Source organism: Phascolarctobacterium faecium DSM 14760 (assembly GCF_003269275.1).
Lineage (GTDB): Bacteria > Bacillota > Negativicutes > Acidaminococcales > Acidaminococcaceae > Phascolarctobacterium > Phascolarctobacterium faecium.
In genome coordinates this window covers 1-19112 of sequence record NZ_QLTS01000006.1, presented here as the reverse complement: position 1 = coordinate 19112, position 19112 = coordinate 1, and the positions used below count along the sequence as shown (strand labels likewise).

Annotated in this window: 19 protein-coding genes and 1 pseudogene; 12 read left to right on the top strand and 8 right to left on the bottom strand. The window is 51.4% G+C overall.

Annotated features, from left to right (window positions below; all coding sequences use genetic code 11):
* Nucleotides 1-45: 45 nt before the first annotated feature.
* The gene (locus tag C8D73_RS07445) at nt 46-1248 is read right to left on the bottom strand and encodes an MFS transporter (protein ID WP_113077788.1); all 1203 of its coding nucleotides are present in this window, start codon (nt 1246-1248) and stop codon (nt 46-48) included.
* Between the two features lie 192 nt (nt 1249-1440).
* Here C8D73_RS07445 and C8D73_RS07440 point away from each other — a divergent pair, with 192 nt between their 5' ends.
* The gene (locus C8D73_RS07440; RefSeq protein WP_113077787.1) at nt 1441-1944 is read left to right on the top strand and encodes a PepSY domain-containing protein; all 504 of its coding nucleotides are present in this window, start codon (nt 1441-1443) and stop codon (nt 1942-1944) included.
* A gap of 55 nt (nt 1945-1999) precedes the next feature.
* Here C8D73_RS07440 and C8D73_RS07435 read toward each other — a convergent pair whose 3' ends face one another.
* Nucleotides 2000-3196: a CaiB/BaiF CoA transferase family protein gene (locus tag C8D73_RS07435; protein WP_113077786.1), complete on the bottom strand. Its 1197-nt coding sequence runs from the start codon at nt 3194-3196 to the stop codon at nt 2000-2002.
* 187 nt (nt 3197-3383) lie between these two features.
* Between C8D73_RS07435 and C8D73_RS07430 the strand changes: the two genes are divergently transcribed.
* Entirely contained in the window at nt 3384-3938 is a 555-nt protein-coding gene (locus C8D73_RS07430; RefSeq protein ID WP_016412023.1) for a LemA family protein, read from the top strand.
* 22 nt (nt 3939-3960) lie between these two features.
* On the top strand, nt 3961-4716 hold the full coding sequence (locus tag C8D73_RS07425; RefSeq protein ID WP_113077785.1) for a TPM domain-containing protein: 756 nt from the start codon (nt 3961-3963) through the stop codon (nt 4714-4716).
* Nucleotides 4717-4763: 47 nt separating this feature from the next.
* Here C8D73_RS07425 and C8D73_RS07420 read toward each other — a convergent pair whose 3' ends face one another.
* On the bottom strand, nt 4764-5477 hold the full coding sequence (locus tag C8D73_RS07420; RefSeq protein WP_113077784.1) for an aspartate/glutamate racemase family protein: 714 nt from the start codon (nt 5475-5477) through the stop codon (nt 4764-4766).
* A gap of 173 nt (nt 5478-5650) precedes the next feature.
* Here C8D73_RS07420 and C8D73_RS11485 point away from each other — a divergent pair.
* From C8D73_RS11485 to C8D73_RS07405, 4 genes and pseudogenes are all read left to right on the top strand, one after another.
* Nucleotides 5651-6280 (top strand): annotated as a pseudogene (locus C8D73_RS11485) (FAD-dependent oxidoreductase); the annotation flags it as partial.
* Nucleotides 6257-6940: an FAD-dependent oxidoreductase gene (locus C8D73_RS11480; protein ID WP_346265873.1), complete on the top strand. Its 684-nt coding sequence runs from the start codon at nt 6257-6259 to the stop codon at nt 6938-6940. The pseudogene C8D73_RS11485 and the gene C8D73_RS11480, both read left to right, overlap by 24 nt.
* Before the next feature lie 18 nt (nt 6941-6958).
* Entirely contained in the window at nt 6959-7969 is a 1011-nt protein-coding gene (locus C8D73_RS07410) for a Nif3-like dinuclear metal center hexameric protein (protein ID WP_016412027.1), read from the top strand.
* Between the two features lie 11 nt (nt 7970-7980).
* Nucleotides 7981-9048: a hypothetical protein gene (locus C8D73_RS07405; RefSeq protein ID WP_046431547.1), complete on the top strand. Its 1068-nt coding sequence runs from the start codon at nt 7981-7983 to the stop codon at nt 9046-9048.
* A gap of 40 nt (nt 9049-9088) precedes the next feature.
* Here the strand turns inward: C8D73_RS07405 and C8D73_RS07400 are convergent, their stop codons facing one another.
* Entirely contained in the window at nt 9089-9751 is a 663-nt protein-coding gene (locus tag C8D73_RS07400) for a Crp/Fnr family transcriptional regulator (protein WP_113077782.1), read from the bottom strand.
* Between the two features lie 85 nt (nt 9752-9836).
* Here C8D73_RS07400 and C8D73_RS07395 point away from each other — a divergent pair, with 85 nt between their 5' ends.
* Nucleotides 9837-10541 (top strand): ATP-binding protein, encoded by a 705-nt coding sequence (locus C8D73_RS07395; protein WP_113077781.1) that lies wholly within the window; start codon nt 9837-9839, stop codon nt 10539-10541.
* Nucleotides 10542-10683: 142 nt separating this feature from the next.
* A complete protein-coding gene (locus tag C8D73_RS07390) occupies nt 10684-11979 on the top strand; it encodes a Na+/H+ antiporter NhaC family protein (protein WP_113077780.1) in 1296 nt (431 codons plus the stop codon).
* A 49-nt stretch (nt 11980-12028) separates the two neighbouring features.
* Here the strand turns inward: C8D73_RS07390 and C8D73_RS07385 are convergent, their stop codons facing one another.
* The 3 genes from C8D73_RS07385 to C8D73_RS07375 all read right to left on the bottom strand — a co-directional run bounded on the left by C8D73_RS07385 (nt 12029) and on the right by C8D73_RS07375 (nt 15863).
* Complete coding sequence (locus C8D73_RS07385) at nt 12029-13441, bottom strand: dihydroorotase (RefSeq protein WP_113077779.1); 1413 nt, start codon at nt 13439-13441, stop codon at nt 12029-12031.
* Between the two features lie 86 nt (nt 13442-13527).
* Entirely contained in the window at nt 13528-14616 is a 1089-nt protein-coding gene (serC, locus tag C8D73_RS07380) for a 3-phosphoserine/phosphohydroxythreonine transaminase (RefSeq protein ID WP_021717146.1), read from the bottom strand.
* Nucleotides 14613-15863, bottom strand: a complete 1251-nt coding sequence (locus C8D73_RS07375; protein WP_113077778.1) for a DUF1015 domain-containing protein — start codon at nt 15861-15863, stop codon at nt 14613-14615. The genes serC and C8D73_RS07375 overlap by 4 nt, the downstream gene beginning before the upstream one ends.
* A 239-nt stretch (nt 15864-16102) precedes the next feature.
* On the opposite strand from C8D73_RS07375, the gene C8D73_RS07370 reads away from it, so the two are divergent.
* The 3 genes from C8D73_RS07370 to C8D73_RS07360 are packed head-to-tail and all read left to right on the top strand — an operon-like array spanning nt 16103 to nt 17773.
* Entirely contained in the window at nt 16103-16813 is a 711-nt protein-coding gene (locus C8D73_RS07370) for an AzlC family ABC transporter permease (protein ID WP_113077777.1), read from the top strand.
* Nucleotides 16803-17126, top strand: coding sequence for an AzlD domain-containing protein (locus tag C8D73_RS07365; RefSeq protein WP_170123185.1), 324 nt, complete (start codon nt 16803-16805; stop codon nt 17124-17126). Before C8D73_RS07370 ends, C8D73_RS07365 begins: the two co-directional genes overlap by 11 nt.
* Nucleotides 17127-17164: 38 nt before the next feature.
* Complete coding sequence (locus C8D73_RS07360; RefSeq protein ID WP_113077775.1) at nt 17165-17773, top strand: LysE/ArgO family amino acid transporter; 609 nt, start codon at nt 17165-17167, stop codon at nt 17771-17773.
* Between the two features lie 69 nt (nt 17774-17842).
* On the opposite strand, the gene C8D73_RS07355 is transcribed toward C8D73_RS07360, so the two are convergent.
* Nucleotides 17843-18088, bottom strand: a complete 246-nt coding sequence (locus C8D73_RS07355) for a helix-turn-helix domain-containing protein (RefSeq protein ID WP_021717151.1) — start codon at nt 18086-18088, stop codon at nt 17843-17845.
* Nucleotides 18089-19112: the final 1024 nt, after the last annotated feature.

Sequence of the window (19112 nt, the reverse complement as noted above, 5' to 3'; positions counted from 1 at the left end):
TATTTTTATTATAGCACAAGCCTAAGGCTGTTTCCCTGCCAACAGTCAAATACTGCACAGCGCCCGGCCAGCCGCCTTTTTAAAATACAGGCTCCAACATATCAGCAGCAGGCCGCAGCCGATCATGATCGACTCTATCCTGACAAGATCGCTCAGCGGTCCGAAGCCAAGAATAGCAATCGGCATCATCCCCTGCGAAACAAACTGCAGCAATGCAAAAACACGCCCCATATAACCCTTTTCCGTATTAGTCTGGATCAAAACTGTCTCAGACGCTATCAGTACCGGTACAAACATCCCGCAGATGCAATCAAAGATCAGATACACCCAAAAGACCCGCGACAGTCCCATCAGCGCAAAGGTGCAGCCAAACACTGCCAACGAGACCGCTATCATCGTAATCTTGTTTTTGAACTCGCCTTTCCAGGCGACAAACGCGCCGCCCAAAAGAGCGCCCAGCGACCACAGCATTTCATTGGCCGTCAGTTTCCAAACTTCACTGCCGAAGCTCCTTACTACCATCAGCGGTGACAAAAACGCCGCCGGAGTGATCAGAACAAAAGTTACCGCATAGCAGACCAGCATTACTCTTAACAGCGGCTGTGACCAGGTGTAACGTACACCTTCCCTCAGTTCCTTCAGTACCGAACTATCAGATCTGTCCGCTGCTCTTGTTACTATTTTCAGCCTGAACATGATGGCAATGGCAATAACTGCCGTCAGCAGATCTACTAAAAAAGTCCACTGCATCCCAAACATACCCAAAATAGCGCCGCCGGCTGCCGGAGAAAGCAACAGCAGCACATTATTCGCCATCTGGTTGATACCGTTGATCCGGAGCAGATGCTCCCGTGGCACAATCTCCGGATAGAGCGCGTTGACTGCCGGAGCCTGAAACCCGCCGCCGACAGAACGCAGACAGGCGATAAAGATCAAAAAGCTTAAATTTGCAAAACCATAATGAAAAGCCACAAAAGCCAGCAGTGTCGCCAAAGCAGTAAAACCGTCCGCCAGCATGATGATCGTTTTTTTATTATATCTGTCCGCAAATACTCCCGCCCACAATGAAACCAGCACCTGAGGAATCAGCGTTACCAACGTCGACAGCGTTATCCAGAATCCGGACTCAGTCGTTACGGTAATATACCAGACGATCGAAAAGCCCACTACTGACGAACCGAACATCGACAGATTCTGGCTGATCAGGAATAAGGCGATCTGTTTTTTCCAGTTTTTATTTTCTTTCATAAAAAGACCTTGTCTTTCCTATTTTTCAATAAGCCTTCTACTAGAATTTTACAATAAAAAAGCAAATTAACGAATAAGTTTTTAAAATAAATTTTTATTAAATTTTCTTTTAATCTTCTTTTAATCTTTCCGCGTTATAATAAAGACAAAGAAAACGCCGAATAAAGAAAACGGCGCAAGGAGGTAAAAAACATGACTAGAAAAATCCTGGCGATCATCGCCGCCGCAATCTGTACATTAGCAATCACAGCAACCGCTTTTGCCGCTGAGTTCATCAACGCCGATCAGGCACGCAGCATCGCTGCACAATGGGTACCTGCCGGCAGCACTCATCTGGTAACCAAAGACGAAAGCCACAAATACGCAGCTTATTACGAAGTAAAATTCTACGACAACGCTACCAACACCGAATATGAAGTTGAAGTGCTCAAAAACGGCGGCGCTGTAAAAGAATTCAAAATGGATGCCCAAACAGTTCTCGGCAGCCCCAGAGTCGTACTATCTGCCGCTGATGTCCAGGACCTCGTTCGCAAAGAATTCCCCAACGCAACCTTCACTAAAGTAAAACTTGACAGCGACGACGGCCTTTATGAATATGAGTTGAAATTCTATACCCCCGAATTACGCGGCGAAATGAAATTCAATCCTGAAAACGGCGCTCTGATGGAAAAAGAACTTAAATACCAAGTTCGCTGAGCCATCCCCCCAAAAAAGGACCCGCACCTTTCTGATGCGGGTCCTTTTTCTGCCTTTATTCTTTTGTCAGCAGGTCCAGCTCAGCCTCGCTCAAACCGCAGCCGCGCAGAACTGCTTCCGTATCCTCACCCAGTCTGGGAGCACGTTTTTGCAGCGTTCCCGGCGTTGCCGACATTTTCATGGCAAAGCCCAGCTGCTTATAAGTGCCGATCTCTTCATCTTCGACCGTCAGCACCATTGCATTAGCACGGGTCTGCTCCGCAGCCAAAGCTTCGTCAAAATTCAGTACCGGCGTTACGCAGGTGTCCTTCCCCTCCAAACAAGCCGTCCACTCCTGCATGGTTTTAGTCCTGAAAATCTCGGTCAGCTCGTACTTAACGCGCTCATGCTGCGATTCATCGTCCAGAGCATCGATAAGGTCGGCGCGGTCTAAGGCCAGGCAAAGGTTGCTCCAGAATTTTTTCTCCAGGCACCCTACCGAAACATAACGGCCGTCCCGCGTTTCGTAAATATTATAGTTGGCATATGCACCGGTCAGCCAGTTATTGCCACGTTCGGCAACGAAACCGCTGCCGAAATATAAACTGGCAGCGCCCGGCATCAGGGTCAGCGCCGTATTATACAGCGAGATGTCTATTTCCTGTCCGATCCCGGTCTGCTCAGCATGGCGCACAGCCATCAGGATACTCATGCCCGCCATCAGCGCCGCATTCATATCCGCCATCAGAATACCAGGTATCGCCGGCCTGCCTCCTGGTTCGCCGCTCATCGACGTGATGCCCGCCAGGCTCACATAGCCGATATCGTGGTCAGCCTGGTCGACCAATGGTCCCCGCTTGCCATAGCCTGTGATCGCGCAATAAACTATTTTCGGATTCAGCCTGCTCACGGTCTCATAATCAATACCTAAACGCTTTAAAACGCCGGGTCGATAGCTTTCCAAGACTACGTCCGCCGTCTGCGCCAATTTTAAAAAGGCCGCTCTGCCGGCGTCGCTTTTTAAATCCAATACAACGCTTTTTTTATTGCGGTTCAGCTGCAAATGCCAGTACCCGAACCCGTTTTGAAATGGCGGGAAGCTGCGCGAATAATCGCCGCGCCCCGGTTCTTCGATTTTTATTACTTCCGCTCCGAAGTCCGCCAAAAGCATACTGCAATACGGTCCCGGCAAAAGCCGCGACAAATCCAGAACCCTGATACCGTCAAGTGCACCCACGTCGACACCGCCTTCTTTATAATCTTCTAACAACATTATACCACAAGGAATCTGCTGGCAAACGCTCTGCTTCAATTAAGCTCACAGCAATATTATAAAACAAATACATAATAACACAGATATTTTACATTTTCAGGCGCTGCTCCATTTGACAGCAGCCCCCGCTTTAGTTACAATGGAAGATAAGCATTAAGTAAAAAAATCTTTGGAGGTAGAATAAAAAATGAACAAAACTTTAATGATTATTATCGCTGTCGTTGTTATTTTCGCCGGCATTATTATGAGCGGCTACAACAGCCTTGTTTCCATGAATGAAAACGTCAACGGCAAATGGTCGCAGGTCGAAAACCAGCTCCAGCGCCGTAACGACCTGATTCCCAATCTGGTCAATACCGTTAAAGGCTATGCTGCCCACGAAAGCGACGTTTTTAAAGCTGTATCCGATGCCCGCGCTAAATTAGGCGGCGCCAAGACGGTTGCCGAAACCAGCCAGGCCAACGGCGAATTGAGCAGCGCTCTTTCCCGCCTGCTGATGATCGCAGAAAACTATCCTGACCTGAAAGCCAACACCAACTTCCTGCAGCTGCAGGACGAGCTGGCCGGTACGGAAAACCGCATTGCCGTAGCCCGTATGGATTACAACGGCGCAGTTCAGGGCTTCAACGCCAAGATCAAATCCTTCCCGACTGTTCTTTATGCCGGTATGTTCGGTTTTGACGCCCGTGATTACTTTAAAGCAGACGAAAGCGCAAAAACTGTTCCGCAAGTACAATTTTAACCGATAACGGAGCTCACTGATTATGAAACGTTGGCTCGTCCTTTTGATGCTTCTGATCCAGGCGGTCTTTGCCGTCGGGGCAGAAGCGGCGATCCAGGTACCACCTAAGCCAAGCGTGTCCTCCGGCATCTACGTGCAGGACTATGCCGGTGTTTTATCACCGCAGACCCGTCAGGCCCTTAATGCCATCGGACAGGATCTGGATAATAAAACCACCGCACAGGTCGCCGTAGTTACGGTGAAAACACTTGACGGCCAGCCCATTGACGAATATGGACTGACACTGCTGCGGCAATGGGGACTTGGTAATAAAGAAAAGAATAACGGCGCGCTGATCTTAGTAGCTGTCGATGACAGACAATCGCGGATCGAAGTCGGTTACGGTTTGGAAGGCGTTCTGCCCGACGGCCTGACGGGACGGATCCAGGACCAGCAGATGCTGCCCTACTTTAAACAGGGCCAGTACGAAAAAGGCATCGCGCAGGGCTATCTGACTGTCGCAACTACCGTAGCCAAAAGTTATGATGTCAAGCTGGAAGGCGTGCGTTATAACGGCGGCGCCCAGCAGGGCACAGGCGATACACCGATGCCTGGCTGGATGAAGGCACTGATCGCAGTCGGCCTGATCGTACTCGTCATCGTTGACCATATGTTCTTCGGCGGCATCATCACTCAGTTCATCCTGCTCGCACTTTTGCGCGGCGGCGGACGCGGAGGCGGTGGCGGCGGTTTCGGAGGAGGCTCCGGCGGCGGCGGCGGTTCCAGCAGGCGCTGGTAAAACAAAAATAAAGGACTATCTCATAGAGATAGTCCTTTTCTTTATGCTTATTTTACTTCATCATACAGCATCCTGATGCAGGCATCGACCAGAGCCCCGATACTGGAAACCTCTCTGTCCAGCGGCAGGTCGGAAGCCGCGTATCCTAACGGCAGCTCGGTACAGGCCGTCATCACAGGAAGGTCACGCTCGCGCCACAGTTCTTCTACGAGAGCTTTAGTCACAGCGCCTGCCCGGTCAAGCTCGCCGGCTTTGACATAAAAGATAGCCTGCTGCGCTTTTTCAGCCTGCTCCTCATTGGGCAGATATAAGGTATAACCGTGTTTATCGGCATATTTCTGATACAGACCGCTGGCGCGCGTACCATGTGTCGACAGCATCCAAGCGCCTTCAGGATTGAGCCGCTGGGCCGCCAGGACAGTTTCTTCAATGATATGCACTAACGGCTGCGGCAGAGCAGCTTTAAAATCATCAATAAAATAATGGGCCGTATTGCAGGGCACCGCCAGTACCTCTGCCCCCATATCACACAGCTGGCGCAGCCGCGCTTCCAAAACCGGCGCCGGACTTTCGCCTTTGCCGAAGATCGCTGTGCTGCGGTCAGGTATCTCACAATCCCCGATCATATATACCACAGGGTGCTCCTGATCTGTTGCCGCCGGACACTTTGCCGCCAGCTGCCGCAGGAACTCTGCCGCCGCAGCAGGCCCCATTCCTCCCAGCACACCCAGTTTTTTACCATTTTTCTTATACTTGGTCACCTTGATCCCTCCACCAGCAAGAACTGTTTTTATTCGTTTATTTTACCACAACCGGCCGCGCCAGTACAGCATGCAATTTTTTATATGTATACATACTTTATGTGCTTTACTCTTTAATTATTAATTTGTTATACTAAAGGGGTATAATTAAATAAAAATCTACCCCGTTTGGAGGAATCAGGATGACCAAGAAAAAAATCGTCGTTATCGGCGGAGGCTGGGCCGGCTGTGCCGCAGCTCTTACTGCTGAAAAAGCCGGTGCCGACGTAACTCTGCTCGAACGTACCGATATGCTTTTAGGCACAGGGCTGGTCGGCGGGATTTTCCGCAACAACGGCCGCTATACTGCCGCTGAAGAATGTATCGCCATGGGCGCAGGCGACCTGTTTACAGTTATGGAAGCCGTTGCAACTCACAAAAACATGGATTTTCCCGGTCATAAACACGCTACTCTTTACAATATCTATAAAATCGAGCCCGCGGTCAAAAAACTGCTCCTGAGCCGCGGCATCAAGCTGCTGATGGCCGATCCGGCCGTTAAAACGGAATACGAAGGCGACACGATCACCGCCGTTATTACCAAAAGCGGCCTGCGCCTTACTGCCGACGCTTTCGTAGATGTCAGCGGTTCTTCGGCTATGCCGCTCAACTGCAATAAACACGGCAACGGCTGCGCCATGTGTATCCTGCGCTGCCACAGCTTCGGCCCCCGCGTCAGCGTCACCACACAGTCCGGCGTGGAAGAATGGACAGCAGAAAAGCCTACCGGTCTCGGCGCCATGAGCGGCTCCTGTAAGCTGTTCAAAGAATCACTGGCCCCCGAGATCGTTACCGAGCTGGAAAAGACAGGCTGCTGCGTCGTTCCGATTCCCGAAGCAATCAAAAAACATAAAGAAAAGCTGGCTATGAAAGCCTGCCAGCAGTATGCGCTCGACGCTTATGCCGACAACATCGTTCTGCTGGACACCGGCTCAGCCAAGCTGATGACGCCTTATTATCCGCTGGAAGAGCTGCGTATGATCCCCGGCTTTGAACGGTCCCGCTTCGAAGACCCACTGTCCGGCGGCAAAGGCAACTCTATGCGTTACTTTAATTTCGCCCATGTCGATGCTTCCTTAAAGGCTGACGGCAAAACCAACCTTTTCTGTGGCGGCGAACGTGCCGGAGCAATGGTAGGCCATACGGAAGCTATCGTCAGCGGCTCGCTGGCCGGGCATAACGCCGCCAGAGCCGCCAACGGTCTGGCGCCAGTCATCCTGCCTGAAACCACAGCTATCGGCGAATTTATCGGCTACGTTGTCAAGCAAATGCTGGACGCCGAGACACGCAATAAAAAATACACCTTCTCCGGCTCAGTTTATTTTGAACGGATGCAGGCCAAAAATCTTTACAGCACCGACGATGACGCTATCAAGGCCCATGTCGAAGCGGCAGGCTGCACCAATATTTTCTCAAACTTATAAGAAAGATGTGATAATCTGATGGCAACTGTACGCGATATCCTCAAAGCCCTCGACGTTATTACCGGCGGCCGCGTCATCACCGACTCCTTCGGTTACGGCGGCGCTAACCCCTTCGTAGTTACCAAGACTTCCGGTATCCCCGGCAAAGCTGTGACCGAACTGCCCGGTCTCGTCTGGGGCGATCCAGATATGCCCGTCAAAAAAGTAGCGGTTATGATGACCCTGACTGAAAGCGCCATTGAACTGGCCGGCGCAACAGGCATCGACTGCCTTATCGCCCATCACCCAATCGCGGAAGGCTCCAATACCGGCGGCGTTACCGCCAGAGATTACTTTAATCTGTATCATCTGGCTGTTTTTGAGCTGCACGAAGCCTTTCACGGCCTGCATCCCGGTATCGCCTGGATCCACGGCAGCTGCGCCAAACACGTCAACATCCGCTTTGGCGGTGTCCCCGGTAAGATCGTCTGGTATGGCAACGCCCTGCCGGAAGTAGAAACACTGGGCGACCTGCTCAACCGTATCGATACGATCATGGGCACTGATATCGAATCACGCGTGCTCACCTCTGAACGTCAGATCCGCGGCTGTACCGAGATCCACGAAACCTCGATCGCAGCCCGCGCCAAAATCTTTGTCGGCAGCCCCGACAACAAGCTGGGCAAAACCATCACTGTTTTCCCGCATACCGGTTTCTCGGCCGAGGACCTGGAAAAAGCCTACGCCGAATACCCCGAAGCCAACACCGTAGTCTGCACGATCAGCAGACCGCTGCCCGGCGACCCGCTGGTCAAAAAAGCCGAAGAACTGGGCCTGAACCTGATCGCAGGCAACTCTCACGCGCTGGAGATCTTAGAAAACGGAATCCCCCTGGCCTGGGCTCTGCGTCTGCAGATCCCCGAGCTGGATATCCACATCTTCCGCGAACGTATGGTAAGCCTGCCGCTGGACCACTGCGGCTGCACCCACATCGAAAACTACGGCGAAACCATGGCGCGCAATTATCTGCCTAAGCCAAAAACAGAATAACGGAGGGGTTTATGATGAATGGTGGAAAAAGAAAGATCGAACTGATCGAATACGTAGGCCTGTTTTTAGTCGCCTTTTCCTTTTTGATGCTGGTAGTTAACCCCGGCGGTATCGGGAACCTGTTCAACAATATGTTCAACCATGCCGCCCCTATTATCATCAAGGTCTATATCACAGGTTCCATCGGTATCGCGATCATCATCAGCGTTACCATGGGGCGCCTGCTGGAACGCCTTGGCTTTACCGACGCCCTGATGCGTATTTTCGTGCCCCTGATGAAGGTCATCGGTGTCAACGCCGCTGTAGCCGTACCGTCCGTATATAATATCCTCGGCGATATCAACGCTGCCGGCCGTATTGGCGGCCCGATCCTCAAAAAATCCAAAGCCACCAAAGACGAGCAGAAAATCGCTATCGCTACCATGATGCAGTCGCAGTCCTCCTTTGCGATCTTCGTTTTCGGCTTGATTGCTTTGAACGCCGCCAAGGTTTCCGTCTGGGTCGTCGTTTTTCTGGCGGTGTTCCTGCCGGTGCTTTTGACGCCGCTGCTTCTGCGTCTCACTATCTGGCGCGACACCAAAGCTGTCTCGCTTGAAGACTTGCCCCGCTTCACACCTGAAACCGGTTTTCTGCCGACCATCTTCAATGCGGCCAAGGAAGGCGCTGAGCTGTTGTTTTTGCTCATCATTCCCTCCTGCGCCGTAGTTTTTGCGGCAATCGGCGCTTTAGACCATTTCGGTCTGTGGACCGGTATTCAGGCCGGTATCAATACCATGCTCAATGCCTTCAACATCCATGCCGAAACCGGTTCTGTTTCTATTTTAGTCGGCGGGTCGCTGGCAATGGCCCAGCTGAAGGAAATTGCCGCCACAATCGCCCCGCCGCTGGTCGTCGGCTCGTATATCCTGGCTTCCTCCGGCTTCCCGCTGCAGGTCATCTTCGGGCAGATCCCCGCTATCTGGAGCGGCTGTACCGACCTTACCGAACGCGAGGCCATGACGGCAGCCATTATCGGCGCAGTCATCAAGGTTTTAACGGCAGCTTTATTTGCTACCTGTCTGCAATTCCTTTATATGTAATAACAGTATAAGCAAAACCAGCCGCTTGAAGCGGCTGGTTTTATTTTTGTAAAAGCTCAAAATTATTCTTTTTATACCTGATCAGTCCGTCCGCCTGCATCTTACTGAGCTCACCTGACATCGCGCTGCGGTCTACCGCCAGAAAATCGGCCAGCTGCTGCCTGTTAAAGGGTATCGTCAGCTTATTGCTCTGCTGCAGGCGCGCCTGTTCTGAAAGGTACGCCAGCAGCTTTTCCCGCGTCGTCCGCTTCGTCAGATATTCCATTTTCTGAGTCAGAAACAGATTGCGCTCCGCCATCAGCAGAAGCAGATTATGCAGCAGCCTGTTTTCAGCTTCGCTGCGAGCCGAACCCGCCAGAAGACGTTTAATGTCCAGAAAGATCACCGTAGCTCCATTAGGCGCGGCCACACTCACCGTCAGCGGCACCTGCCGCAGACAGGCATAGACCTCGCCGAACAGATGCCCGCAGCCCAGCTGCGCCAGAATATTCTGCCGCCCCCAGTAATCCTCGCGCAGGATATGCACGCTGCCAGCAACGACAAAACCAGCTGTCGTTACCTGCTCGCCCAGCTGCCAGATAAAGCTGTTCCGGGGATAGACCCTCAGCTGCGCATCCAGATTCTGCAGCACTGCCGCGATCTCTGTTTTCGCAATACCGCGGAACAAAGATGCCGACGCTATGATCTGCAAATATTTATCCATTCTTCTTTACCTCCGTTGTAAAAACAACAGCTTTCTTCCTACTATCGTACTATAATAAAAACAGAAAGACAACAGGAGGTTCATCATGTTACGCAAAATAATCACTATAGATCAGGAAAAATGTAACGGCTGCGGTCTCTGCGCCCAGGCCTGCCACGAACAGGCCATAGGCATGGTGGACGGCAAGGCAGCCCTGCTGCGAGACGATTACTGCGACGGCCTGGGCGACTGCCTGCCCGTTTGCCCTACCAATGCCATAACCTTTGAAGTACGTGAAGCCGCAGCCTATGACGAAGCTGCCGTTTTGGCCAATAAAGCCAGCCAGGAAGCTGAACTTCCCTGCGGCTGCCCCGGCACACAGGCCCGTTTACTGCATCAGCAGGAACCTGCACCAGCGCAGCAGGCAGCCACGCCCCAAAACAGCGAGCTGCAGCAATGGCCTGTCCAGATCAAGCTGGTCAACCCGCACGCACCCTACCTGCAAAACAGCAGGCTGCTGGTTGCCGCCGACTGTACCGCCTTCGCATACGGCGATTTCCACCGTAAATTCATAAAAAACCATATCACGCTTATCGGCTGTCCCAAGCTGGACAACGAAGATTACAGCCGCAAGCTGACTGAGATCCTGCTTGCAAACGATATCAAAAGCGTTACCGTCGTCCGCATGGAAGTACCCTGCTGCGGCGGTATGGAACAGGCGGTCAGAACAGCGCTGCAGCAAAGCGGTAAAATCATCCCCTGGCAGGTCGTCACCATCAGCACCGACGGTCAGATTCTGGAAGAAATATAATAATAATAAATAAGGCGCCGGGCAAATATTTGCCCGGCGCCTTATTTATTATTAGACAAGCATCGCAGCAAGCAGTATGATAATAGTATTATTACTGACTGACCTCTAAAAAATTACGGCGTTCTGCCGCAGGAGAAATTTTATGGAAGCTATTATCATCGTTATCTTTTCCTTTATACTGCTCAGCTGCATTCTGGCAGGCTACTCCATTCTCTGGGCCCTGCTTTTCGGCTATCTGATGTTTTTCGGTTACGCCCTCCGGCAGGGACATACGCCGGTACAGGTACTGACAATGTCCGGACGAGGAATCCGCACGATCAAAAATATCCTCTTCATCTTTATCCTTATCGGTATGATCACCGCCGTCTGGCGGGCCTGCGGCACGATACCGTTCATTATTTACCATATGTCGGGCCTGCTCATACCATCGGTATTCATTTTGATAGTTTTTCTGCTCTGTTGTTTCATTTCACTTTTAACAAGAACCTCTTTCGGTACTGCGGCCACGATCGGCATCATCTGTATGTCTATCGCCAAAGCCAATGGTATCGATCCCACCTTTACCGGCGGCGCTATCTTATCAGGCATCTATTTCGGCGACCGCTGTTCACCGATGTCGACCAGCGCCCTTCTGATCAGCGAACTGACGCAGACTGATATTTACTGTAATATCAAAAATATGTTCAAATCAACGCTGCTGCCTTTTTCAGTCACCTGCCTGCTTTACGCCCTGCTGGGATTTTCCGGTACCGGCAACACCGGCACAGCCGACCTGTACTCACTCTTTCCGCAAAACTTCGATCTGCACTGGACTACCACTATTCCAGCGCTGCTGATCATCGTTCTTTCATTGTACAAGGTCAATGTCAGGCTGACGATGGCAGCCAGCATCATTACCGGCAGTCTGCTCTGCCTTTTCCTTCAGGATATCACTCCCGCCCAACTTGGCTCGATCATGTTCTACGGCTTTTACCCTGCTGATCAGCAGCTGGCCCAGATCCTCAGCGGCGGCGGTATCATTTCCATGTTCACCGTCAGCGTCATAATTATCCTTTCCTCCGCTTACGCCGGGATTTTTGAAGCAACAGGCTTTTTGAATACTACGCAGGCCCGCCTTGCACAGCTTGGAGAAAAAATAACGCCGTACGGCAGCATTTTGCTTACAGCCACCATCACAAGTATGGCAACCTGCAACCAGACCCTCAGCAGCATCCTCACCTATCAGCTGCACAAGGACAGCGCTGACAATATGCAGCAGCTGGCCCTGGACCTGGAAAACAGCACTATCGTAGTAGCGGCGCTCATCCCCTGGTCGATCGCCTGCGCTGTACCGCTCGCCACCGTAGGCGCCGGCAACGCTTCGATCCTGTTTGCCTTTTATCTTTATCTGCTGCCCCTGTATAATTTATGGCGGCCATACAAAGTAACCCCAGTCTAATAAATAAACCACCTGACTGCAAGAGCGATCAGGTGGTTTATTTTTATTGTCATCTTTTTTGCGTCTTCTGCATCAAACTGCTGTCAGCCAGGTCAACGACCAGCGGCTCCAGCCCCTGGCTGAGTACATAGTCCGCCCCTGCGGCAGTAGTAATGATCCTGCCGCCGCGCCCTAAAACCTTACCGTCCATATAACAGACCTGCCCGCCGATGATCGTGGCAAACGCGCTGCGCTGCAGCCTGTCGACGATCGTAATATCGGCATCCCGCCCTGCTGTCAGGCTGCCCTTATTTGCAAGACCAAGCAGCCGCGCCGGCTGATAGCTGATCTTCGCCACCAGCTCCTGCAGCGACAGCCCGCCCAGATCGACCAAAGCCAGACCAGCAGGCAGCAGTACATTGCGTGGAATACCGCCGCCGTCAGTACTGACAGCGTCTACAGCAAAACTGCCGTCAGCCTTTTTCGCCGTTGCCAGCCGCACCCGCGGCCCAACAGGATTGACCGCAAAACTGACGGAAACCAGCGTTTGCTGCCCGCGCCAATAATCCCTGGCCGCCTCACCTGTCAGCAAAGTCATTTCCTGTCCCTGCGGATAATTGACCTGTGCCCAGCCAGACAAAAGCGCCTCCTCCATGCCCGCCTCATCCTCCGTAAAGCCGCCGGTTTTCAGGCAGCGGCGGGTAACCATACTGCCCGGCAGACCGTCAATGATTTCAGCGCTTGTACCGTTGAGCGGTGATAAATAAGACTCGCAGGAAATATTAGGATTGGCCGCCAAAGCTTTAAGGGCCAGCTCCGTTTCTTCCGCCTCCGGCAGTACCGTACCACGGCAGTAAGCATTGATATGCGCTAAATGCAGAGGGTTGCCGTCGGCCAGCTCCACCGCCTCCAGCATGCCTTCGATATTGGAACCATGAGCGGCTGTCCCGGCGTGAAAAGCCGTATAAGCTCCCAGCTCTGCCGCAGCCCTGATCGCTCTGGCCGTTGCTGCCACCGTCAGCGGATAATGCCCGCCCAGCAGCTTGATGCCTAACGACCCCTGCCTCTGCACTTTCGTTATCAGCTGCTGCAGCTCTGCTGACGAAGGATCGTCACTGCTGACCGTATGTCCCGGCCGCACATATTCGATCGTAGCCAGATTGAGACCGGTCCCATATTCACGTGCCAGCTCCAGTACACTGGTCCCCGGCCCCGACATATCCAAAGCACTGGTCACACCAGCCTTTACCAGCATCGTGTGGGCGTAGCTGCCTCCCAGCCAGGCCGAAGCATGTACATGCGAATCGACCAAGCCAGGCAGTACCAGCTTGCCGGACGCATCCAGCTCCTGCACGGCGCTGCCGCCGATACTGCTTTCCACCGCCGCAATCATACCGTTCTGCACAGCGACATCAAAATATCCTTCCCGTGCCGACGCATAATCGACCACATACCCGTTTTTGATCAGTAAATCATATTGCATTTGCTGCCCCTCCCTCAAACCAGTTCAGGTAAAAAGCAACGCTGCCTGTTTTTGCGCAAGCAGCGTTAGCTATTTCCCGGTCAATATTATTTATGCATTTTATAAAAAGCTTCCATAAACTCAGCCAGCTTCTCGCAGCCTGCCAGCGGCATCGCATTGTAAATCGAGGCCCGCAGTCCGCCAACACTGCGGTGTCCCTTCAGTCCACCCATCCCCAGCTCCTCAGCCTCGGCCGCAAAACGCTTCTCCAGCGCTTCGGTCGGCAGTCCAAAAGTCACGTTCATCAGCGAACGGCTGTCAGTTTTGGCAAAGCCGCGGAAAAAATCAGGATACATATCGATCACATCATAAACTATCTTGGCCTTAGCCGCATTGCGCTGCTCCATCATCACCAGTCCGCCCTGCGCCTTCAGCCACTTGGCAACCTTGCCGACGATATAGACCGCAAAAGCCGGCGGCGTATTATACAGCGAACCGTTATCAAGATGAGTTTCGTAATTCAGCATACTGTGCAGAGCTTTAGAACGCCCCTCAATAAATTTTTTACGGGCAATGACTGCTACCGCGCCGGCAGGCCCGATATTTTTCTGTACCCCGGCATAAATCAGCGAAAACTTCTCAGCCGGGATCGGTTTACTCAAAATATCCGAAGACATATCCGCGATCAGCGGTACAGCACCGGTTTCAGGATAAACGCTGTATTCTGTGCCTTCGATCGTATTATTAGCCGTGATATGCAGATAAGCGCAGTTTTCCGGCAGCCTGATCTCACCCGGCTGCGGCACCCGGTCATACTTTTCAGCCTTACTGCTGAAAGGGATAACGACCTTACCTACCTTTTCCGCCTCTTTTACAGCTTTATCCGAAAAATTACTGGTCACGGCATAAGCCGCCGTTTGTCCAGCCCCCAAAAAATTCATCGGCACCATCGAAAACTGCAGGCTGGCGCCGCCTCCCATAAAGAGCACGCAATAATCGTCGCCCAGACCCAAAAGCTCCTTGATGTCGGCTTCCGCCTCAGCATTGATTTTTTCATAAATCGGCGCGCGGTGACTCATTTCCAAAATCGACATACCGCTGCCCTGCAGGTCCAGCAGCTCGGACTGTACCTCCTGCAGCACTTCCAGCGGCAGCATGGCCGGACCGGCATTAAAATTATAGATACGTTTCATTATTCATCTTCTCCGATCAAATGCACGACCATCGCATCGCGCAGCTTAGGTTCAAACCAGGTCGATTTCGGCGGCATGATCTTACCGGCATCAGCTACCTTGATCAGCTCCTCCATCGACGTCGGATACATGGCAAAAGCCACACTGTAGGCCCCTGCGTCTACTTTGGCCGCCAAAGCGTCCAGCCCGCGGATACCGCCCATAAAATTGATGCGTTCATCCGTACGCGGGTCTTTGATGCCCAGGATCGGCGCCAGCAGATTATCCTGCAAAATCGAAACGTCCAGCGACCCGATCACGTCGTCAGCGGCAAAGGTACCTTCCTTCGCAGTCAGGCGGCGCCATTTTCCGGTCAGATACATACTGAACTGATGCCGCGCTTCCGGCTTCGGGCCGTTTTCCAGCTCGCTGATCTCAAACTTTTCTCCGACTCTGCTTAAAAATTCTTCCACCGACAAACCGTTCAGGTCTTTGACCAAACGGTTGTAATCCATGATCTGCATCATATTATCGGGAAAAATGACCGCTAAAAAAGTATTATATTCTTCATTAGAGCCATGCTTCGGCGTTTTACCCAGCTCGTCAGCCACACGCATGGCCGCAGCGCTGCGGTGATGGCCGTCGGCAATATACATTACCGGCACGTCCTCAAACAGACGGGTCAGCTCGGCGATCTCCATCAGGTTCTCCACCACATACAGGGTGTGCTGCACGCCGTCCTCCGACGTAAAATCATATACCGGCTTTTTGGCTCCCATCAGGCTCAAAACATAGCTATTGATCTCGGGCTTGCCCTTATAAGTTAAAAAAACAGCGCCGGTCTGCGCTTCTGTCGCCAGAATATGATTGACCCGGTCCTGCTCTTTATCATGCCTGGTCAGCTCGTGCTTCTTGATAATGTTCTCGCGGTATTCCTCCACCGAAGCAGCGGCCACAAGGCCGATCTGGATATGCTGCCCCATCTGCTGACGGTAAATATAGTAGCAGGGCGTCGTATCTTTTTTCATCTGCCCGTCGGACAGATACCTGTCGAGATTTGTTTTCGCCATCTTATAAACTGCCTGGCTGTGCGGATCGATACAATCCGACATCGTCGCTTCCGATTTTGTCACCCGCAAAAAGCTCAGCGGGTTCTTATTAAGTATCTGCCGCGCCTCTTCGGTATCCATCACGTCATAAGGCAAAGCGGCGATCTCTGCCGCATATTCCGGCACCGGACGCAGCCCGCAGAACGGTCTGATCTGTGTCATCTAAAAAACCTCCTCCAGCGTCGTATGTATATACAAACACATGCTAAAATCAAATTAGTCCTTATCTATATTATTTTACTCAGTTCTCTCCTAAAACGCAAGCGTCGCCGCAGCAAACACCAGCGCTGTAAAAAATATTTTCCTGCGGCGTAATAAATATAACACTTTTCCAGGTTTCTTATCCATCCAAAATAAGTTATAATAGAGGAAGTCGTTTTAAATAAGGGGAGTGTCCATCCGTGTCATCTATAACAGTCAACCGACGTGTCCTGCAAAAGCTTATTCCCATCGCCATCGGCTATCTGGCCCTTGGCATCGCCTGCGGTATTCTGGCACAGCAGGCCGGTCTCACACCGCTTGAAGCCTTAGGGATGAGCGTGCTCGTTTTCGCCGGCTCCGGTCAGTTCATCGGCATCGCCATGATGGCCCAGGGTGCGGCCCTCGTTTCTATCGGACTCACTATTTTTATCGTCAACCTGCGCCATCTTTTATTCAGCTCCACGCTGATGAATTTTTTTAACGGCCGCAGCAAAAACTTCCTTATCGGCTATGCCCACGGCATCACCGACGAGACCTTTGCCGTCAACCTGAACGCCTTTGAAACAGAAACCGAGCCCCGCTGGACGTGTGAAGAAGCCCTGGGGCTCAACGTCACCTCCTGCGCCGTCTGGTCGCTCAGCAATGCCCTCGGCTGCTATGTCGCCGCTTATCTCAACCCGCCTACCGAGCTGGTCTCCTATCTGCTGATCGCCATGTTCCTCGGCATCTGGGTCAACTATCTCACCGACCGGAAAATGATCATCACCGGGCTGGTATCAGGGCTTCTGGCGATCCTGCTTTCGCAGATCGTCCCCTATCAGCTGCATATCGTGCTGGCAACCCTGGCCGCCTCCGGCACCGCCTGCTATATCACCGAACGCCATGCGGGAGGTGCTGATAATGTCCGCTGAATACGTTTGGGGCGCCATTTTCATTATGATGGGCGTCACCTATATTTCCCGTATCATCCCTTTTTTGCTGCTGGCCGGCAAACCTGTGCCGCGCTGGTTCAAAACCTGGCTCACCTACATGCCGACAGCAATTTTCGGAGCGCTGGTCCTGCCCGACGTCTTTCTGCCAGCAGGCAGCCCGGATCTGGGACTGAACAACCTGTACCTGTGGTCTACCGTCATCATCTTCCCGCTGGTCTATAAAACAAAATCACTGGGGCTGGCGATAGTCAGCGGCGCCGCCGTCTTTGCACTGCTGCAGGCCGTACTCTGATCAATCGGCACAGCCTTCAGTAGCGAGGGGAATCTGCTTTGGAAATTTTTTTACAGGGTCTTACCATGGGGCTGGCCTATCTTGCCCCCATCGGCGCCCAAAATCTTTTTGTCATCAATACGGCGCTCACCGCGCCTTTGGGCATTGCCCTCGTCACTGCAGGCATCGTCGCCTTCTTTGACATCAGCCTGGCGCTGGCCTGCTTTTGGGGCATCGGCCTTGTGATCGAACACAGTCTGCTACTGCAAAAAGCACTGCTCGGCGGCGGCGGACTGATCTTGATCTATCTGGCCTGGCAGCTGCTGCATGCGCAGGTGCAGACAGACACCTCTGCTTACAGCCAGCCGACGCTGTGGCAAACGGCCACGCTGGCCTTTACCGTTACCTGGTTCAACCCGCAGGCCGTTATCGACGGTACGCTGATGCTGGGCGCCTTTCGCTCATCACTGCCTGCCGATACTGCCTCACTCTTTATCAGCGGCGTAGCAGCAGCCTCCTGCCTGTGGTTCTTCGGGCTTACAGGCATCTTCAAAACCTGCTGCCAAAATCTGCGCCCCAGCCATCTGCAATGGATCAACCGCATCTGCGGCGCCGTTATTTTTGTTTACGCCCTCAAACTGCTTTATACCTTTGGGCAGATGCTGTAAAAACAATGAATACACATATAAAAAAGCAACAGCTGTTTAAGCTGTTGCTTTTATTTTGTTCTGACCCTTTTAATTTACTGCTTTAACTTTTTCCTGACTGCACAATAGAATATCTTCTACCGAACAATCAAACACGTCAGCCAGTTTGACAAGTATCTCCAGACTGATCAACGTCCTGCCGCACTCCAGATTACTTAGATGCGGCTGCGACATCTGCAGGGCTTCCGATAATTTCACCTGCGAAATTTTTCTTGCCTTCCGCATCATCTTCACATTACTACCTAAATCATTTAGATCATAACGCTGTTTTTTCATTTTACCCTCTACACCACTCTTACCCATATAATCGTTTCAACTACCGGACCAACTACTTTTGTTTTACTTATTTTTTCTGATTTGATTATTATATATTATTCTATTTTATAAAATAATACTACAAACAATTAGTTTTTGCAACAACTTCTTTTGCCCACAAACGAATTTATATCATCAAATACAACATTAATCTGCCATATTTTTATTTTATATTCTTCTAGACAATATTTTTATAAGATTCTGCAGACGTTTTTTATTAGCTTCATGATCCACCGGCTGGCCTGGAACGGACTTCTCTGCATGTTCTGCTGCTCGTCGTGCAAGTATTTATGGCAGTATTCAGTACTTACTAAATAAGTATTGCTTTACTTTGCTGTAAGTATTTCTTTGTTAGATTCAAGTTCAAAGTCATAAGCAGTAAAACCCTATAAGTCTTAAAAACTCTGCTAACAAATTCAGTACTGAATACTGTCACTATATATAGGGCAGCGAACACCGGAAAAGTTTACATGCCAAAATGCAATTTCACATATTGTTCACAAATATCACTAAAATGTTATGAGCTGCTGTTAAAAACCACCTTGCAAAAAAAATTTCAAACCGATGTAAACTTTTATCCCTCTCGCTGCCCTATATATAGCGTGAGGGTTTTACCCCCTTGCCAATCAAATCTAAAAGGAGCATCTCTACTATGCAAATGCAAACATCATCAGCACCGCTGCTGACGGACCGTACAGCGGCGATGCCGAAACCCGCTGGGACTTATGGTATCTGCGCGATTCACCAGGCGACGGAGCTATGAAGCCCGGCGGTCAGGTCATCAGGGGCAAGGCCCTGTGGTATGCAAAAAGCAGCCCCCTTGTTTAAAAGGGCTGCTTTTTAAAGAACACGATGTTTTCTTTTAATATTTTCTTTTAATGTTTTCTTCAAGCTTTTTTAGCTTTTTTAGACTTTCTTGAAAGAAAGTCAGCAAAGAACTTTCAGCGCTGTTAAGATTTGGATTGCGCTTTAAAACCCTCTGTAT

Excerpts from the sequence above, each read along its gene's own strand:
- C8D73_RS07405 (WP_046431547.1), top strand. The coding sequence starts at position 7,981 with ATGATGAATGGTGGAAAAAGAAAGATCGAACTGATCGAATACGTAGGC.
- C8D73_RS07440 (WP_113077787.1), top strand. The coding sequence starts at position 1,441 with ATGACTAGAAAAATCCTGGCGATCATCGCCGCCGCAATCTGTACATTA.
- C8D73_RS07395 (WP_113077781.1), top strand. The coding sequence starts at position 9,837 with ATGTTACGCAAAATAATCACTATAGATCAGGAAAAATGTAACGGCTGC.
- C8D73_RS07365 (WP_170123185.1), top strand. The coding sequence starts at position 16,803 with ATGTCCGCTGAATACGTTTGGGGCGCCATTTTCATTATGATGGGCGTC.
- C8D73_RS07385 (WP_113077779.1), bottom strand. The coding sequence starts at position 13,441 with ATGCAATATGATTTACTGATCAAAAACGGGTATGTGGTCGATTATGCG.
- C8D73_RS11480 (WP_346265873.1), top strand. The coding sequence starts at position 6,257 with ATGAGCGGCTCCTGTAAGCTGTTCAAAGAATCACTGGCCCCCGAGATC.
- C8D73_RS07375 (WP_113077778.1), bottom strand. The coding sequence starts at position 15,863 with ATGACACAGATCAGACCGTTCTGCGGGCTGCGTCCGGTGCCGGAATAT.
- C8D73_RS07390 (WP_113077780.1), top strand. The coding sequence starts at position 10,684 with ATGGAAGCTATTATCATCGTTATCTTTTCCTTTATACTGCTCAGCTGC.
- C8D73_RS07445 (WP_113077788.1), bottom strand. The coding sequence starts at position 1,248 with ATGAAAGAAAATAAAAACTGGAAAAAACAGATCGCCTTATTCCTGATC.
- C8D73_RS07400 (WP_113077782.1), bottom strand. The coding sequence starts at position 9,751 with ATGGATAAATATTTGCAGATCATAGCGTCGGCATCTTTGTTCCGCGGT.
- C8D73_RS07430 (WP_016412023.1), top strand. The coding sequence starts at position 3,384 with ATGAACAAAACTTTAATGATTATTATCGCTGTCGTTGTTATTTTCGCC.
- C8D73_RS07410 (WP_016412027.1), top strand. The coding sequence starts at position 6,959 with ATGGCAACTGTACGCGATATCCTCAAAGCCCTCGACGTTATTACCGGC.
- C8D73_RS07435 (WP_113077786.1), bottom strand. The coding sequence starts at position 3,196 with ATGTTGTTAGAAGATTATAAAGAAGGCGGTGTCGACGTGGGTGCACTT.
- C8D73_RS07425 (WP_113077785.1), top strand. The coding sequence starts at position 3,961 with ATGAAACGTTGGCTCGTCCTTTTGATGCTTCTGATCCAGGCGGTCTTT.
- C8D73_RS07355 (WP_021717151.1), bottom strand. The coding sequence starts at position 18,088 with ATGAAAAAACAGCGTTATGATCTAAATGATTTAGGTAGTAATGTGAAG.